General features: G+C 38.4%; 13 protein-coding genes. 6 read left to right on the top strand and 7 right to left on the bottom strand.

The window, feature by feature from the left end; all coding sequences use genetic code 11:
* Positions 1-112: 112 nt before the first annotated feature.
* Together JOD14_RS10825 and JOD14_RS10820 are read right to left on the bottom strand one after the other, a co-directional pair.
* A complete protein-coding gene (locus JOD14_RS10825) occupies positions 113-712 on the bottom strand; it encodes a DsbA family protein (protein WP_204654809.1) in 600 nt (199 codons plus the stop codon).
* Between the two features lie 96 nt (positions 713-808).
* A complete protein-coding gene (locus tag JOD14_RS10820; RefSeq protein WP_204654808.1) occupies positions 809-1,396 on the bottom strand; it encodes a CYTH domain-containing protein in 588 nt (195 codons plus the stop codon).
* A gap of 155 nt (positions 1,397-1,551) precedes the next feature.
* On the opposite strand from JOD14_RS10820, the gene yjbM reads away from it, so the two are divergent.
* From yjbM to mgtE, 4 genes are read left to right on the top strand one after another with little or no spacing between them, the layout of a single operon-like run.
* Complete coding sequence (yjbM, locus tag JOD14_RS10815; RefSeq protein ID WP_204654807.1) at positions 1,552-2,223, top strand: GTP diphosphokinase; 672 nt, start codon at positions 1,552-1,554, stop codon at positions 2,221-2,223.
* The gene (locus tag JOD14_RS10810) at positions 2,223-3,047 is read left to right on the top strand and encodes an NAD kinase (RefSeq protein ID WP_204654806.1); all 825 of its coding nucleotides are present in this window, start codon (positions 2,223-2,225) and stop codon (positions 3,045-3,047) included. Before yjbM ends, JOD14_RS10810 begins: the two co-directional genes overlap by 1 nt.
* On the top strand, positions 3,037-3,936 hold the full coding sequence (locus JOD14_RS10805) for an RluA family pseudouridine synthase (RefSeq protein WP_204654810.1): 900 nt from the start codon (positions 3,037-3,039) through the stop codon (positions 3,934-3,936). The genes JOD14_RS10810 and JOD14_RS10805 overlap by 11 nt, the downstream gene beginning before the upstream one ends.
* A 10-nt stretch (positions 3,937-3,946) precedes the next feature.
* Positions 3,947-5,308, top strand: coding sequence for a magnesium transporter (gene mgtE, locus JOD14_RS10800; RefSeq protein ID WP_204654805.1), 1,362 nt, complete (start codon positions 3,947-3,949; stop codon positions 5,306-5,308).
* Between the two features lie 82 nt (positions 5,309-5,390).
* Here the strand turns inward: mgtE and JOD14_RS10795 are convergent, their stop codons facing one another.
* A complete protein-coding gene (locus JOD14_RS10795; RefSeq protein WP_204654804.1) occupies positions 5,391-7,535 on the bottom strand; it encodes a GH92 family glycosyl hydrolase in 2,145 nt (714 codons plus the stop codon).
* The gene (locus JOD14_RS10790; RefSeq protein WP_204654803.1) at positions 7,536-8,588 is read right to left on the bottom strand and encodes a GntR family transcriptional regulator; all 1,053 of its coding nucleotides are present in this window, start codon (positions 8,586-8,588) and stop codon (positions 7,536-7,538) included.
* Positions 8,589-8,748: 160 nt separating this feature from the next.
* On the opposite strand from JOD14_RS10790, the gene JOD14_RS10785 reads away from it, so the two are divergent.
* A complete protein-coding gene (locus tag JOD14_RS10785) occupies positions 8,749-10,041 on the top strand; it encodes a glycoside hydrolase family 125 protein (RefSeq protein WP_204654802.1) in 1,293 nt (430 codons plus the stop codon).
* Positions 10,042-10,069: 28 nt separating this feature from the next.
* Entirely contained in the window at positions 10,070-12,751 is a 2,682-nt protein-coding gene (locus JOD14_RS10780; protein ID WP_204654801.1) for an alpha-mannosidase, read from the top strand.
* A 142-nt stretch (positions 12,752-12,893) separates the two neighbouring features.
* Here the strand turns inward: JOD14_RS10780 and JOD14_RS13430 are convergent, their stop codons facing one another.
* The 3 genes from JOD14_RS13430 to JOD14_RS10765 form a co-directional block, all read right to left on the bottom strand.
* A complete protein-coding gene (locus JOD14_RS13430; RefSeq protein ID WP_204654800.1) occupies positions 12,894-13,343 on the bottom strand; it encodes a C39 family peptidase in 450 nt (149 codons plus the stop codon).
* Positions 13,321-13,680, bottom strand: a complete 360-nt coding sequence (locus tag JOD14_RS13425) for a C39 family peptidase (protein ID WP_204654799.1) — start codon at positions 13,678-13,680, stop codon at positions 13,321-13,323. Before JOD14_RS13425 ends, JOD14_RS13430 begins: the two co-directional genes overlap by 23 nt.
* A gap of 304 nt (positions 13,681-13,984) precedes the next feature.
* Complete coding sequence (locus JOD14_RS10765; RefSeq protein ID WP_204654798.1) at positions 13,985-14,473, bottom strand: hypothetical protein; 489 nt, start codon at positions 14,471-14,473, stop codon at positions 13,985-13,987.
* Between the last annotated feature and the right edge of the window lie 25 nt (positions 14,474-14,498).

Raw genomic sequence — 14,498 nt, 5'->3', positions numbered from 1 at the left:
CTTAATTATAAGGGAAACAGATGCTTTTTTGTTATAGAAAGAAAAAGGGTGTTCTTACCAATTTCTTAGTAACAACACCAAATATTATAGACCCGAATTTTCGAGGGTTCTTTTAATTATAAGCTTTTTGATTGTGATGAAGTGCAAGCGTTGGTTGGTTCGTTTGTAAATAAGAAAGGTGGGGAATGGACTGAATTTCAGTTGCTCCTTCGAGTAAAATCGCTGCTCCTTCAATCGAAAAATTGTAGATAACCGCACTTGAAACTTCCCGGACTTGCATTTCGCGGGCGGTTTTTTGATCTTGCCAAAACTTCTTTTTGATTAACTGTGAAGAGCGGTCTTCTAAAAACATTGATAAGTCGCCACCTGTTTGTTCAAACAGCCGTTGAATTAATTTTTGCGAATAATGTTCTTGTTCAACTAACAAGTGCTGTTGCAAGGAAAGTAGAAATTCGCGTGCATATTTTTTACCTTGAACTTGCGCTGCTTTAAAGTCTAGCGCCACTTGATAAGCTAATTGGAAATAGTCGTTTCGCAGGCGCAAATCAACTTTCTTTTTGGGAAAAGCTGCAGTAACAACTTGTGGATTAACAATTGGTAAGATATGCAGGTCAATTTTACTTTGACTTTGCTGCATGTAACTGAGTATTTTTTTCTCTGTTTCTAAACATTGAAAACTGAGTGGATTAATAAATAAATAGATCTCTATCAACGAATAAACCCCCAAATGTTCGCTATCAATTATAACCTTACTCTATCAGATAATCGCAAAAAGATGAAATGAAACACCTCTTATCTTAAAATTGCTTTAATCAAGCTGGTTTTCTTTTGCCGCTCGGACAATCTTATTTTCGGCCGCGTGATAAGGAATATCTAGAGAACGAAGGAGCGCGTGGAAATCTTTTTCTCCTTGTGTTGCACAAGTTACCTCTAGCTCTAGTTCATAGTCATGTTGCTTGCCATACCAACTTTCATCAAGCGCCAATAAACCAATGGGTAATTGAATTTCATAGCGTTTAGTTGTTAATTTAGCAAAGGGTTTTATGCTATCTAAATCAAATCCTTGTTTTTTTAAAAAACGAGCAACTTCGCCGGTTGGAAGGATTCGACTTTGCTTAGTGAGCGCATGTAAAGTCGTTTGGTCTAGCGGATCAGTAATTTCAAGTAATCCTTGCTGCTTAGGAGCAGGACATTTTAAAGTTAATTCGCCATGGGTTTCATAGTCCCGAATACGTAGGCCGTATTTTTTTTGACGTAGTTCTTTAGCAGGGGTATCAAAATAAAGATTGGTTTGAATCGTTGGTTTTAACTGCGATAGTTGGTAATGTTCAAAGACTTTCAAATAATCTTTTTTTTGAAGGAATGTTTTAAATTCAATTTCAATTTGTTCGGTCATGTCGATTCTCCTAATTGATAAAATTAACTTTATTGTAGCGTATTTTTGAAAAAAGCAAAAGTTTTGAATTGTTTCCTTGAGAAGGCTAAAGATTTTAAGGAAACTGTGCTAAAATGGGGGATGAATCCGAGTTTGAAAGACAAGAGGTATGAATGATGGAAAGAAATTGGGATCAGTTTTTAGCACCTTATGAACAAGCTGTTTCTGAACTAAAGGTGAAATTAAGAGGCATTCGTAAACAATATCGCGAAACAAGCCAACACGTGCCGGTTGAATTTGTAACCGGGCGAGTAAAGCCAGTCGATAGTGTGTTAACGAAAGCAAAATTACGCAACATTCCTTTAGATCGTTTAGAAAGCGAAATGTCTGATATTGCTGGCTTACGGATTATGTGTCAATTCGTTGAAGACATTTATCAAGTTGTCCAGTTATTAAGGGGCCGTAAAGATATGAAAATTGTGATTGAACGCGATTATATTGCCAATAAAAAAGCGAGTGGGTATCGTTCGTATCATTTAGTGGTAGAATACCCCGTTCAAACGCTTGAAGGAGAACGGATGGTATTAGCAGAAATTCAAATTCGTACGTTAGCGATGAATTTTTGGGCGACGATTGAGCATTCGTTAAATTATAAATATCAAGGGGATTTCCCAGAAGAAATCCGCGAACGGTTAAAGCGCTCAGCTGAAGCAGCCTATCAATTAGACGAAGAGATGTCAAATATCCGCGTGGAAATTCAAGAAGCGCAACACCTGTTTTCACACGGGAAAGGTACCAGCGATGAATTCAATTATCAAACAAGTACGCAGTGGGGGGAGATAAAATAATGGAATCCTTAAAAGTGGCCTTAGTTTTTAATCATGTTGAAAAATCAATTCAAGTCGCCGATCAATTAAAGCACTTGTTGGTCACTTCAGGGAACCAAATTGACCAAGATAATCCAGATATTGTGATCTCAATTGGTGGTGATGGGACGCTTTTGTCTGCCTTTCATCTTTACTCACATAAATTAGATCAAGTTCGCTTTTTAGGGGTTCATACGGGGCACCTAGGCTTTTATACGGACTGGCGAGACTATGAGTTAGAAGAGTTGGTTGATACGCTTTGTAATAACCAAGAAGCCAATGTGAGTTATCCTTTACTAGATATTGTCATTCAATACCGCGACGACCGCGCAGACAAGCACTTTTTAGCTTTGAATGAGTCTTCAATTAAGAGTATTCATCGAACGATGGTTGGAGAAGTTTTTATGAAAGAACAGTTTTTTGAAAGTTTTCGCGGCGATGGCTTGTCTGTTTCAACGCCAACTGGTTCAACTGCTTATAATAAGAGTATTGGCGGCGCGGTTTTACATCCGAGCATTGAAGCAATCCAACTCGCTGAAATTGCCTCGCTAAACAATCGCGTGTTTCGCACAATTGGCTCGCCGATTGTCGTTTCAAAAGAAGATTGGATTGAAATCAAATTACCACAAGGCAGTGAATGTCTCATTACTATTGATCAGTTTAATATTCAACAAGAAGAAGTGGCTTCAGTTATTTATCGCGTCGCAGAAGAAAAAATTCGGTTTGCTTCTTATCGCCACATGGATTTTTGGCATCGTGTGCGAGAGGCATTTATTGGAGAGCATCAGAGAAGAAATGAAATTTAATTATTTATACGAAAAAGAAGAGAATCAACAATTGAAGTTTTTTTTAAAAGAGCAAGGGATTTCAAAACGTTTACTTGCTAAAATAAAATTTCAAGGTGGTCAAATTTTTGTCAATGGGAAGATTGAAAACGTCTTATTTGAGTTAAAAAAAGGTGATCTAGCGACGATTATTATCCCGGACGAAGGAGAACACGAAACGTTATTGCTAGATGAAACACCAATTGAGATTGTGTTTGAAGACGAGCATTTATTAATTGTGAATAAACCAGCCGGTGTGTCATCGATTCCAGCACAGTACCATCCAAACTTTACGATGGCAAACCGGGTGAAGGCGTATTACAAAAGGCAAAATTACGTCAACCAAGTGGTGCATGTTGTCACCCGTTTAGATCGTGACACGTCGGGGTTAATGGTTTTTGCGAAGCATGGATTTGCGCATGCGAAACTAGACGAACAATTAAAGAGTCGTACTTTTTATAAAAAATATCAAGCTTTGGTTGCAGGGGAACTATCGAGTCTTCAGTCTCATCAAAAAATTATCCAACCAATTGGGCGTGACGTAAGCTCAATTTTAAAAAGACAAGTTGTTGCAACGGGTCAACAAGCCGAAACAGAATATTGGGTAGTTACGAAGTTTTCGGAATATGCACTGGTTGATATCCAGTTACATACGGGGCGCACCCACCAAATACGGGTGCATTTTTCGGCAAACGGTTGGCCACTAATCGGCGATGAGATGTATGGCGGACGGATGGATTTATCGGTAAAACGCCAAGCTTTGCATTGTTACGAACTAAAATTTAAGCATCCTTTTACACAAGCGGCGTTGCATTTTAGACAAAAGCTACCTGCTGACATGGAGGAAATGTTACAAACAAGAGATGAGTGAGGTGAAGGAAGTGGACGAATTACAAGAATTAGATAGCCGCTTTGCTCAAATAAGAAAAGAGTTAGCAGACAATGATTTAACCAAATTTCGAGAATCTTTTTTAGATTTACATATTTATGAACAAGGCCAATTTTATCAATCGATTACTGAAGAAGAACGGGCGCTCATGTATTCGTATTTATCACCAAAAGAGTTAGCCGACATGTTTGACTTAATTGAAGAAGACAAAGAGACGTTAAAAGAGTACTTGTCTGAAATGCGTCCAAGTTACGCGGCTCAAATGCTCGCTTCGATGTATACGGATAATGCGGTCGATTTTTTAAATTTGTTAGGTAAAAAAGAAACAAATAAATATTTAAGTTTGATGAGTAACGAAGACGTTGCTGAAATTCGCGAACTGCTGCATTATGAAGATGATACGGCTGGTTCAATTATGACGACAGAGTATGTTTCGATTGTTGCCAATCAAACGGTTCGTTCGGCCATGTATGTTTTGAAAAATGAAGCCGATATGGCTGAGACGATTTATTACATCTATGTCATTAATCAGGAAGAGCAGCTTGTTGGGGTTATTTCGTTAAGAGATTTAATCGTAAATGAAGATGATACACTCATTAGTGAAATTATGAGTGAACGGGTGATTGCTGTCCATGTGGGGGATGACCAAGTCGATGTTGCCCAAACATTTCGTGACTATGATTTCTTAGCGTTGCCTGTTATTGATTACGATGATCGTTTGTTAGGCATTGTAACGGTCGATGATATTATTGACGTCATCGATGAAGAAGCGACGAGTGATTACTCTGGTTTGGCGGGGGTAAACGTAGAAGAAGTTAGCGAAAACCCGGTAAAAGCGGCTACTAGACGTTTGCCTTGGTTAATTACACTCTTATTTTTAGGGATGGCAACGGCGACGTTAATTAGTAAATACGAAGTCTTAGTGAGTGAAGCGAGTATTTTGGCCGTCTTTATTTCTTTGATTACGGGAACGGCCGGCAATGCTGGTACGCAATCACTGGCGGTAGCAGTGCGGCGTTTGGCGATGAATGATGACAAAAAAAATAACTTTTTGACGATTGTTGTTGGCGAAGTTTTAACCGGTCTTGTTACAGGAGCGATTACAGGGATAACGATCTTTTTGATTGTAACAGTCTGGAAAGGCAATCCAACGCTTGGTTTTGTCATTGGGATCGCGATGATGGCGGCGATCACGGTTGCTAATTTAGCAGGCAGTTTGATTCCCATGTTGATGGACCGCCTCGGTTTTGACCCAGCGGTTGCCAGTGGTCCGTTTATTACGACTTTAAGTGATTTAACCAGTGTGTTGATTTATTTTAATATTGCCAGTTTATTTATGAGTCATTTTATGTAAAAAAGTAATCACTTAAACATCAAAAAACGACTTCGAATTCTAAGTACTAGGAATTCGAAGTCGTTTTTGATTGTAATTTGTTTTATTTACTTAAAGAAAATGGCAAATCAGCATTTGTTAATTTTCTTGGTGTTGGCACGGTACCTAATTGATATTGAATCGAAGCGCCCTTGATTAAATCTTCGTGTTTAAAGAAGAGAGGCGTGTGCTTTTCGTTGTTTAATTTTACCTCATGTAAGAATTGTTGTTGTGGGTAATTTGGTGAGGTATTAATTTCTAATTTTTCGCCACTTGATAAGTGAACCGTTGCTTTGCTAACTAAAGGCATCCCAATGACATACTCGCCCGTTCCTGGTGAGACAGGGTAGAAGCCTAGGCTGTTAAAGATATACCATCCAGCCATTGAACCGTTGTCTTCATCGCCTGGGTAACCATTCGTTGAAGCGTTAAAAGCTTGTGTCATTAATTGTTTTAATAAAGGTTGTGCCATTTCTGGTTTACCGATATAGCTAAATAGGTAAGGTAAGTGGAAACTTGGTTGGTTTGAGATGGCCATTTGTCCAAACTCAATCGCTGCAAATTCACTCATTTCGTGGATTTCAAAACCATATCCTTCAACATTAAAGCGTGGTGCTTGGTTATTTAATGCAACTAATTTTTCTTCAAAAGCTTCTTGGCTACCGTATTCGTGAATTAAACCAGCGAAGTCTTGGTAAACCGCAAAGCTACTTTGCCAAGCCGAACCTTCTGCATAATCACGTCCCCAACGAATATCTAAGAAGTTTTCCCGGAAATTGCCATCGGTATCTTTCGCACGCATAAAACCAGTTTCTTGATCAAAGATATTTTTGTAGTTTAAAGATTGTTTGGCATAAAAATCAGCTGTTTCGCGGTCACCAATTGTATTTGCCACTTGGCTAATACAAAAATCGCTATACGCATAGTCTAAGGTATGGTTGACCGATTCATGGTAATTGCTTGGTACATAGCCATATTTCAAGTAATCAAGGGTTCCTTGACGACCGTAATTTGAATTTTCACTTTGGATGGTTGCTGCTTTTTTCATTGCTACTAAGAATTGCTCCATTAAATCAGAACGAATTCCTTTAACGGCCGCGTCTGCAATCACCGCATCAATTAAAGTACCTGGCATTAAGCCGCGTTCGTCTGGTGATAACCATTTTGGCAAGAAGCCGGTTTCGTTGTAGCTATTTAAGAAACCTTCTAACATTTCTTCATATTTTTCTTTGGCGATGAGTGAGTACATTGGGTAAACGGTTTTGTAAGTATCCCAAAAACCATTGTTGGTATATAAAACACCCGGACGCACCACTTTACTATAGGTATCGTAATGAATTTTTTCATTGTTTTCATTGATTTCATAAAATGTTTGTGGGAACAAGAACATACGATAGAAGTTATGGTAGAAAGTATCGGTTTGACTCTTATCTTGGTGTTCAACTTCGATTCGGCTTAAGTAATTCTCCCATTCTTGTTCACTTTGCGCTAAGTAATCGGCTGCTGTTAAGTCTTTTTCGCGTGTTAAGTTTAAGGTTGCTTGTTCAGAACTGATGAAAGAAGTCCCTAAACGCATCGTTTGTTCTTTTATGTTGCCAAAGCGCACCACGATTTGCCCGTCTTCGCCGCTTTCTTTTAAGGCATCACCGACAATCGGTTGATCAAACAAAAGCGTGAAGTAAAAATGGAAATCACTGTCTTCGCAACCAGAAAAGTTGATAACGTGTCCAGTTAAAGTGTGCGCATCGGTTTGTTCGATGGCAAAACGACCTGGTAAAGTCAACATTAACCCTGCTTGCTCGTCTTGGTATTGCGCCGTTAAAATCCCACCGTACATACTTGGAATCATTGTTGAGCGAATATCGTAACGCAATTGGTGAATGCTAATATGCGTTGGACGGAAGATACTTTCATTTGGGCGGTAGGAACTTTGGGTATGGAAGGTGCTGATGTTTGGTAAATCACCACTAACTGGCGTAAACATCATTCTTGAAAAATCCCCCATCCAAGGACTTGGTTGGTGTGTCAAGCGGTAACCTTGGAAAGTTCGGTCTTCTGGGTGGAACCACCAGCTACCTTTTTGATCGGTTGTTTGCACACCAAAAAAGTTCATACCAAAAGGCACACCTGTATAAGGAAGGCTATTTCCGCTTGAGAAGCTATATTGGTTGGCTGTTGCGTGTCTTGTATCAATTGTGTGGATAATCATTTATATTCTCTCCTTTGTGGATTGTCTTTTTATTAAGTGGACGGGCACTTTTATGTCTTGTGGCATTTGCTTGGTTTTTAACCAAGTAAGCAAAGTGTCACCAGCGATTGCACCAAGTTCTTTAAAGTTTTGGGCAACTGTTGTGAGTGGTGGATCAATTAATGCGGCCGCTTGGATGTTATCAAAACCAATAATTGACACATCTTGTGGAATTTGATAATTGTTTTGTTTCAAAATTCGCATTGCTTCAATTGCGACTAAATCATTTTCGCAAATAATTCCTGTAATTTTGTGTTTCTCTAAATAAGTAATTAAGTGATCATTGGTTGCTTGTTCATCATTTGATAGCGTATGAAAAGCAATTTTTGCTTCTTTTAAAGCTCTTAAGTAACCAATATAACGACTTTTAACGGACTGAGGGTGGCGCGTGCTACCAAAAAGATAGGCAATTTTTTGATGTCCTTCTTCAATTAGGGCTTGTGTTGCTAAAGAGCCGCCATTTACGTTGTCTGATAAAACTGTCGGAAAGTCGACCTCAAAAAACTTCTTATCTAAAACAACGACAGGGAAATGTTCAAAATCGAGTTCAACTAAAATTTCTAAATGTTGGTCGGTGTCTTCGGCATAATAAATCATGCCATCATATTCTTGAATGATTTCAGCAACTTCTTTTTGTTCGAAGATTTCGCGGGTGGCCATCGCGACTTCGATTTGTTCTTTTTGCAAAGTCGGCAATAAGCCTTCCGTAAAGTTTCCGACAGATAAATCGTTTAAGAAAGGTAATATAAAAAGAATTTTCTTTGTCCTAGCAATCAGTGGGAAGTTAGCTGAGTTGGTTGTGACGCCTTTTACAAAACTTCCTTTCCCCCGAACACGATAGATAAAATTTGCTTGTTCTAATTCGTTTAAGGCTCGTTTGGACGTAATACGACTTACTTGGTAACGTTCTGAAAGTTCTTTTTCGGTTGCGAGCTGTTCATCGGCTTGGATTTTTCCTGCTAAGATATCGGCTTTTAAATCATTAAAGATTTTTTGGTATAAAGGTTCAGTCATTATTAATCTCCTTTCTTTAGTTGATATATCATATTTTGATAATACCATAGATTAAAAGAAAATAAAATAAAAACTTTTTACTTGAAAGCGTGGACAATTCGAAAAAAAGCGGGTATAATGATTTTTGTAAGATATATCAATTTTATGGAGGATGAACAAAATGGCTTACAAAGATATACCAACTTCAGTACAAAACTTTATGGACATGATTACAGAAAAATGTGGAACCGAACATGCAGATTGGGCGAAAAACTTTAATGCAGGGTTTGCCAATACATTACTAACAACTGTAAAACGTTATGAAGATGGCACAACGTTCTTATTAACAGGAGATATTCCTGCAATGTGGTTACGCGATTCGACGGCTCAAGTTCGTCCTTACTTAGTGATTGCCAAAGAAGACGAGGATTTAGCGGCGATGATTAGTGGTTTAGTCAAACGTCAATTCTTCTATATTAATATTGACCCATATGCCAACGCATTTAACGAAGAAGCAAACGGTGCTGGACACCAAGATGACTTCACGGTGATGAACGATTGGATTTGGGAACGTAAATACGAAATTGATTCTTTAGCTTATCCAACACAATTAGCTTACCTATTATATAAAAATACTGGACGTACCGATCAATTTAACGAAGACTTTGTGGAAGGGATTAAAAAAATCTTGCACGTTTTCAAAACAGAACAAGATCACCGCAAATCCCCTTACAACTTTGTTCGCGATACATGGAGAAAAGAAGACACGTTAATTAACCATGGCCGTGGAGTAGAAGTGGCACCAACTGGTATGACTTGGTCAGGTTTCCGTCCAAGTGACGATGCCTGTGCTGGTGGTGGTTACTTAGTGCCATCGAATATGTTTGCCGTTGTTGTTTTAGGTTATATTGAAGAAATTTTCTCAACGATTTTAGAAGATGCTGCAATTGTTGCACAAGCAAAAACTTTACGTGAAGAAATTGAAGCAGGCATTCAAGCACATGGTCGCACGACGAACGCAGCAGGCGAAGATGTGTATGCTTATGAAGTCGATGGTTTAGGTAATGCGTCATTAATGGATGACTCAAACGTACCAAACTTAATCTCTGCTCCTTACTTAGGCTATGGATCAGTAGATGATGAGCGTTACCTACGTACGCGTAAAACATTATTAAGTAAAGAAAATCCTTATTTCTATGAAGGAAAATTTGCCAAAGGTATCGGTTCTTCTCATACTCCTGAAAACTATGTATGGCCAATTGCGATGGCGATGGAAGGGATGACGACCAACGATAAAGCTGAAAAAGAGCGCATCTTAAACACATTAGTGGCAACAGACGCTGGCACAAACTTAATGCACGAAGGTTTTGACGTAGATAACCCAGATAAATTTACACGTGAATGGTTCTCTTGGGCGAACATGATGTTTTGTGAATTAGTGATGGATTACTTTGATATCCGCGTAGAAAAATAAAGCTTATATAATAGGAGAGAATAAACTCATGAAGAAAAAAGTTTATATTATTTCCCATAGTCATTGGGATCGTGAGTGGTACTTGCCATACGAGCAACACCACATGTTATTAGTTGAATTAATGGATGATTTGTTAGAAATTTTTGAAACAGATCCAGATTTCAATAGCTTCCACTTAGATGGCCAAACCATTTTACTTGACGATTACTTGCAAGTTCGTCCAGAAAAACGTGAAGCGATTCAAAAAGCAATTGATGCAGGCAAATTACGTATTGGGCCATTCTACATTTTACAAGATGATTTCTTAATTAGTGCAGAATCAAACGTTCGTAACATGTTAATTGGAATGGAAGAAAGCAAAAAATGGGGTACGCCAGTTAAATTAGGTTACTTCCCAGATACTTTTGGAAATATGGGTCAAGCGCCACAAATGATGAAAAAAGCCGGTCTTGAAGCAGCAGCATTTGGTCGTGGCGTAAAACCAATCGGCTTTGATAACGAAGTCTTAGAACAAGAAAGCTATTCTTCACAATATTCTGAAATGTGGTGGAAAGGCCCAGATCAATCACAAATCTTTGGTTTATTATTTGCTAACTGGTATTCAAACGGCAATGAAATTCCAGCTGAAAAAGCAGCAGCAATTAAATTCTGGGACCAAAAATTAGCGGACGTTGAGAAATTTGCTTCAACTGGTCATTTGTTAATGATGAACGGGGTTGACCACCAACCGGTTCAAAAAGACGTAACCGCAGCGATTAAATTAGCCAATGAATTATATCCAGAGTATGAATTTATTCACTCGAACTTCACCGACTACTTAGAAGCGGTTCAAAAAGATTTACCAGCCGATTTAGGAACCGTTGAAGGGGAGTTAACTTCTCAAGAGACAGATGGTTGGTTTACGTTAGCGAATACTTCTTCGGCACGTGTTTACTTAAAACAATGGAATACACGTGTTGAACGTCAATTAGAAAATATTGCTGAACCTTTAGCAACGATGGCGTATGAAGTAACGGGTAAATACCCACATGATGAACTAGATTACGGTTGGAAAACCTTAATGCAAAACCATCCACATGATAGTATTTGTGGCTGTTCAGTCGATGAAGTGCACCGTGAAATGATGCCACGTTTTGAAAAAGCGAATGAAGTTGGGAAATACGTGGCAAACGAAGCCGTTCGTACGTTAACCCAAGCAATGGATACGAGTGCTTTCCCTGAAAATAGTTTCCCGTTTGTTGTTTTCAATACAAATGGTTTAACGAAATCGGGCGATGCCGTTGTTGCTGTTGAGTTAGAACGTAAAACATTTGCGCAAGGTTGGCCAGCTAAGCTTTATCGTGAATTAGAAGCAGTTGAAAAAGGTGAATACCACGTCATTGACCAAAATGGCAAGGTAGTAGCAGCGGTTATTTCAGAAGAAGATGTCCGTTTTGACTATGATTTACCAAAAGATGCTTTCCGTATTCCTTATATGGAACGTTTTGTAACGGTAACGATGCCTGTGCAAGACATGAAGCCTTTCTCATGGGAAACATACGCACTTGTACCAGGTAAAGTTGAAGCAGCAGCAGGTACTTTAGCTAATGAAACAGGGACACAAATCGAAAACGACTTGATTAAAGTGGTGATTGCAGACAATGGTTCACTTGCAATTACGGATAAAGCGACCAATACAACGGTTGATAACTTAGCTGTTTTTGAAAACGTTGGGGATATTGCCAATGAATATATCTTCTTCCAACCAACAAAAGACAAAGCAATCTTATCAAGTGATGTTAAAGCAGAAATTAAAGTGGTTTCAAATACTGCTCAAAAAGCCGTGATTGAATTAACGCACGTATTAGAAATCCCTGTTTCTGCCGATGAACTACTAGAACGCGAACAAAAAATGGTGGTTGGCTTTACTTCTCGCCAAGCACAACGTTCAAGTAAAACGGCACCATTTGAAATCAAAACACTAGTAACCATTACACAAGATAGTGCGAAAGTTGATTTTGAAACAAGCATTAACAACCAAATGAAAGACCACCGTTTACGTGTCTTATTCCCAACTGGTTTAGTCAATGTCGACACACATGAAGCAGATAGTATTTATGAAGTGGTTACTCGTCCAAACGGTGTAAGTGCAAGCTGGAAAAATCCAACGAATGCGCAACATCAACATATGTTTGCGAACTTACACGATGAAAACTATGGCGTAACGGTCGGAAACTACGGCTTAAACGAGTATGAAGTGGTCAACAGCGAAACAATCGCCGTCACTTTATTACGTGCGGTTGGCGAATTAGGGGATTGGGGTTACTTCCCAACACCAGAAGCGCAATGTATTGGAGAATATACCTTTAACTATAGCGTAGAATTACATGGTGCACCTGAAACACGCTATGCAACTTACGAACGTACTTACACTGCTCAAGTACCATTTACGACAGCACAATTGCCTGTTCAAGCTGGTACGCTTGCTGCAAGTCGTCAATTTATTACCTTAACTGGAGAAAAATTTGTCCCAACTGCCTTAAAACGTCGTAAAGCAGATAACCACATTATTTTACGTGGATTTAACATGGCTGATACTGCTGAAGAAGTTGTAATTACAAAAGATTCTGTTCAACCAGAGTTATTAAACCTATTGGAAGAAAAAATGGATGAAGTTTATTCAACAACGGTGACGCCATACGAAATTCGTACAGTTGGTTTAGGTGAATAAGATTTAAAGCTTTCAAGCAAAAAAGTAACTCCTTCATGAAATTTATTTTTGCGTTGAAAATAAAATTTAAGCGATTTGCTATAAGTAAACTACCCGATGCCTCCCTTATAAAAAGGGCGTGCATCGGGTAGTTTGTTTGAGCTTATGAAATTGGGGTGAAATAAAGTGATTGGTTGCCCATTTCATTAAAAGTTTGTTCAAATTGTTGACGTGCAATTGGTCGATCTTTCGTTTCTAATGGATCATTTACGTAAATGTATGTGTCATTAAATCCAGTAATCACGGCTGCATGAATGTTGGTCGTTAAATATAACTCCCCATTTCTTGTTTCCCATAATTTATAATCGCTATTTTCAGGGGGAATGAAGTCAATGGTGACAAGCGTCCAAACCGGTTGTCCTGAAGCAACTTGTTCAAGTAAATCATCTAAAGGAGTCTTTTCACTTGCAACGACGGTATAACCAATCGGGGCATATTGATTGGCTAAATCAGCAATGGGGGAGACAAAGACGCCCATCGCCCAAAATTCATCGTTCATGTCCCCAACAAAACCTTCGTTAGGGTCACCTTTAAAACCATCTGCATATTCCACTGGAACGGTTGCGATTTGTTCTGCTAAGGTATTTTTTACTCACGTCGATGCCATAATAATTTAAAAGCATGGCTAAAGAAGTGACTTCACAACCATTAATTAGAGAAGGTGCTTCAAGTTGGTGAATAAAAGGGACGTCAAGTTGTGCTGATTTTGTGTTACTATTGTGCACGTCATTATTTGATGGCCATTCCTCTATGATCGTTTTGTTTAATTTGATGTGATTCGTCAGAAATGTAAAAGTAAAATACCCACTAATGAGGAGAAGAACAAAAGCAATCACACGATTGATTTTCCCTTTTTTTGAAATTTTTTTCCAAGGTTTAATTTTGAACATCTCTTTTCTGGTTATTCTTTAGAAAGTATAAAACTTTTATTTATGAGAAACAAGGAATTAAACTCGAACAATAAAAGAAGAAAATGCGAATAAAAATCAACGGAGTGAATTTTTATTCGTGAGCAATCGCGAATGTTTACCGATTAAGTAAAAAACATTGAAACGTTTAAAGTGGTTCCACTGTTAAGGACCATTCAAAAAGAAATCTTGAAAATTGGGCAATTATTCAGTAGACGTTAGCTAAAAACAATGGCCATGACAGTTATCATGGCCATTGTTTTTTGTAGTAAGTCACTAACATTCATTAAATAAATTGCGTATTTGACATGGAGACTTCTTTGATCAACCATTGGCCATCTTCTTTGACAAAAGTATGATGGGCTTCGGTGATGTGGTTGCGGTATTTGTTTTTACCGAGGTTAATCGTTTTTTGCTGTGTTTTGACTTGCAATAAGTCATCGGTTTGCTTCATCACTTCAAAAGATAAAAGCGTGTGTTCTAAATCATATTCAGCAAAAGTTTTTTCGAGTTCTGATTTGGTCGCTTCTCTAGCTTCTGGAACAAGTGTCTGAATATAAAGCGCTAAGTCTTTTTCGTTAGCGGCTGTTAAGTTTGTTTGTAAAACAGCTAGGGCTGCCTGCGCTTGGGTTTCGTCTTTTATTTTGCCAGTGATTTCCACTTGGCCAGCTTCTTGTTGAATGTTATCAGTAATTTCTTGCGCTTGATTGAAATAATTGACAATCAACACTAAAAACAAGAGACCTGCGACCGCGATGAATCCTTTTTTGAGCATAAAAATCATCCTTTCAAAATTAACT

It is taken from the genome of Enterococcus lemanii, assembly GCF_016909125.1.
In the GTDB taxonomy this organism is placed as follows: Bacteria; Bacillota; Bacilli; order Lactobacillales; family Enterococcaceae; genus Enterococcus_I; species Enterococcus_I lemanii.
The sequence above is the reverse complement of the archived record's forward strand: the minus strand, read 5'-3'. Positions and strand labels throughout refer to the sequence as shown.